Source organism: Kribbella sp. (assembly GCF_035655035.1).
Classification (GTDB): domain Bacteria; phylum Actinomycetota; class Actinomycetes; order Propionibacteriales; family Kribbellaceae; genus Kribbella.
In genome coordinates, this window is the sequence record NZ_DASRVN010000616.1 from 1 (window position 1) to 3022 (window position 3022).

Here is a 3022-nt window from a genome sequence, read left to right on the forward strand (position 1 = left end):
ACTCGAGACGTTCGTCGCGGTCCTCGACGAGGGCAGCTTCGACGCGGCCGCGCGGCGCCTGAGCGTGACACCGTCGGCGATCAGTCAACGGATCAAGGCGTTGGAGAGCCGGCTCGGCCAGGTGGTGGTGATGCGCGGCAAGCCGGCCCGGGCGACCGCGGCGGGGGAGGCGCTGCTCCGGCTCGCGCGGCAGGTCGCGCTGCTCGAGGTCGAGGCGATCGCCGCCGTCCGCGGGACGGTCGACGCGCAGCGGATCCCGATCGCGGTGAACGCGGACTCGCTGAACAACTGGTTCCTGCCCGCGATGCTCGACCTGTCCCGCACGCACGACGCCCGGTTCCTGGTGCACCAGGAGGACGAGGAACACTCGGCGGAGTACCTGCGCAACGGCACGGTCCTCGCCGCGGTCACCGCGGACCCGCGCCCGGTGCAGGGCTGCCGCGTCGTACCGCTGGGAAAGATGCGGTACCTCCCGCTCGCCACCCCGGAGTACGCCGAGCGCTGGCTGGCCGGCAAACCGTTGCCCGAGGCCCTGGCCGAGGCGCCGATCGTGATCTTCAACGAGAAGGACGTCCTGCAGCACCGGCTGCTCCGCAAGGTCACCCGGCGGCGGCTGGACCCGCCGGCGCACGCGATCCCGGCGTCCGCGCCGTTCCACGAGGCGGTCCGGATCGGGCTCGGCTGGGGGATGATCGAGGACCAGTTGGCCGGACCGGAGCTGGCCGCGGGCCGGATGGTCAACGTTGCCCCGGGCAAGTACATCGACGTACCGCTGTACTGGCAGCACTGGAAGCTCGAGTCCGGCATCCTCGACGCACTCACAGCCGCCGTACTGCGGGCAGCCGAGGCAGGCCTGCGTACGGCGAGCCGCCGGTTATGAGTCCCAGCGCAGAGCCATCGGGTTGTCCGTGGGGATCAGTCCGTCGGCCATCAGTACGGCGCTCAGCGGATACACCAGGTCGTGCAACTCGGCGGACAGCTCGTCCCCGAGCGCCCGCCACCCCTGATCCGCCAACCGGTCCGTCGTCTCCTCCACCTGCTCCCGCAACGCCCGTCCGGCAGCCGTCAACGCACCCGAAGCGTCCAGCAGCCCGCGCGAACGAAGGTCATCCGACGCCGAAGCCCACTCCTCGTCGCTCCACCGCCGGTTGGCCTGGAAGACCTCCTTGCCCGGCCCACCGGCCGCGGAGATCGTCACCAGCGCCTGACACGGGCTGAGCCCGGCCGCGACCAGCGCCGCGACATGCCCGTCACCGCGTGATTCCCGCAGGATCGTGGTCGCCTGCCAGAGCACCAAGGCCGGCTCCGTTGGCCATTCCAACGATGCATTCGCCGCCGCGATCGGCCGCCCCGCGATCGGCGCCGACTCCGCAGCCCGCCGCCCGAGCTCGGCGGCCCGGTCGAGCGCCGCCTCCGGGAACAACCGTCGTACGGCGTTGTCCACAGCCGTCAGGCGCGCCTCGAGGAGCTGCTCCGGCGTGGCGCGGCTCCACGCGTCCGGGATCGACCGCGCGACCATCGCCGGATGGAAGTTGTAGAACACCGCCGCCACGAACTCCGGCCCGACCGCGCCGAGCGGCGCCGCCCGGCAGCCGAAGTAGCTCATCCACCCGCCCTTGAGCCCGAGCGCGTCGGTCGCCCGCCGCGTCTCGGGCGCGAAGTACGTGATCGCGTGGTACGGCTCGAGCGCCTTCCACATCCGGCGAGCGCGGTTCATGGCAAGGGACGGTACATCACGTGCAAACCGACGTACCCGAGCCGAGGGTGGTCGAAGGCCTCCGGGACGGTGCCGGCGATCCGGAACCCGAGGGCCTGCCACAGATGGACGGCGGGCTCGTTGGTCTCGACAACCGCGTTGAACTGGATCGACCGGAACCCGGTCCGCCCGGCCCACGCGATCATGTCCTCGGCCAGCGCCCGCCCGACCCCGCGACCGCGCGCCTTCCCGTCCACCATGAAGCTCGCACTGGCCACATGTGCCCCCGGCCCCGGCCGGTTCGGATACATGTTCGCACTCCCGAGAACGGTGCCGTCGGCATCAACCGCGACCGTCGTCCGCGCCAACGGCGAACTCGACGGCGACATCCACAACTCCCGCGCCTGCTCCTCGCCGAGCTCCGGATCGTACGTGTAGGTCTCCCGCGCACCGACGATCTCCCGGAAGAACGGCCAGATGGCAGGCCAGTCCTCAGCGGTCGCGTTCCTGATTTCCACAGACATAGTGGGAGAACTATCACCCGTCGTTCACCGGAAGCCAAGGGGATTGCGGCTAGGCTTGCTGGGGATGAGTAGATCCGTGACCCAAGGGCTTCCCCGGTGGACCCTTGTCGTGCCTGTGCTCGCCTTCCTGGACCTTGTCGGGTCCTGGCACCGGGACCTGGGCACGGTGCTGCTGCTCCTGGTCTGTATCGGGCTCGGGGCCGCTGTGTTCGCGGCCGTTCACCATGCCGAGGTCGTGGCGCACAAGGTCGGTGAGCCGTTCGGCACGCTGATCCTGGCGCTCGCGGTGACGGTGATCGAGGTCGCGCTGATCGTGACGCTGATGGCGTCCGGTGGCGACAAGGCCGCGTCGCTGGCCCGGGACACCGTGTTCGCCGCGGTGATGATCACGTGTAATGGCATTCTCGGCCTGGCGCTGGTCGTCGGTTCGCTGCGGCACCGGGTGCAGGAGTTCCGGGTGCAGGCGTCGTACTCCGCGCTGACCGTGATGACCGCGCTGGTGACGTTGAGCCTCGTGCTGCCGACGTTCACGACGAGTGCGGAGGGCCCGCGGTTCAGCGCCGCCCAGCTCGCGTTCGCCGGGGTCACGTCGCTGGTGATGTACGGCGTGTTCGTCTTCATCCAGACGATCCGGCACCGCGACTATTTCCTACCGGCCGGCGGCGCCGACGAGGACGAGGACCAGCACGCCGACGCGCCCAGCGGAGCGACCGCGCTGCTCAGCCTCGGGCTGCTGTTCGTCTGCCTGGTGTCGGTGGTCGGACTCGCCAAGACCGTCTCGCCGAACCTCGAACACGCCGTC

The 3022-nt window shown here is 70.3% G+C and carries 4 protein-coding genes; 2 read left to right on the forward strand and 2 right to left on the reverse strand.

All coding sequences use genetic code 11. The features are described 5' to 3' along the window. Positions 1-880: LysR family transcriptional regulator ArgP (locus VFF46_RS32360; protein WP_325041039.1), on the forward strand; the 880-nt coding region annotated here is incomplete at its 5' end. On the opposite strand, the gene VFF46_RS32365 is transcribed toward VFF46_RS32360, so the two are convergent. Together VFF46_RS32365 and VFF46_RS32370 are read right to left on the reverse strand one after the other, a co-directional pair. Continuing rightward, positions 875-1717: an SCO6745 family protein gene (locus tag VFF46_RS32365; RefSeq protein ID WP_325041040.1), complete on the reverse strand. Its 843-nt coding sequence runs from the start codon at positions 1715-1717 to the stop codon at positions 875-877. The genes VFF46_RS32360 and VFF46_RS32365 overlap by 6 nt on opposite strands. Next, positions 1714-2220, reverse strand: a complete 507-nt coding sequence (locus tag VFF46_RS32370; protein WP_325041041.1) for a GNAT family N-acetyltransferase — start codon at positions 2218-2220, stop codon at positions 1714-1716. Before VFF46_RS32370 ends, VFF46_RS32365 begins: the two co-directional genes overlap by 4 nt. Positions 2221-2284: 64 nt before the next feature. On the opposite strand from VFF46_RS32370, the gene VFF46_RS32375 reads away from it, so the two are divergent. Further along, positions 2285-3022, forward strand: a 738-nt coding sequence (locus VFF46_RS32375) for a calcium:proton antiporter (protein ID WP_414673114.1), incomplete at its 3' end; no start/stop codon positions are given.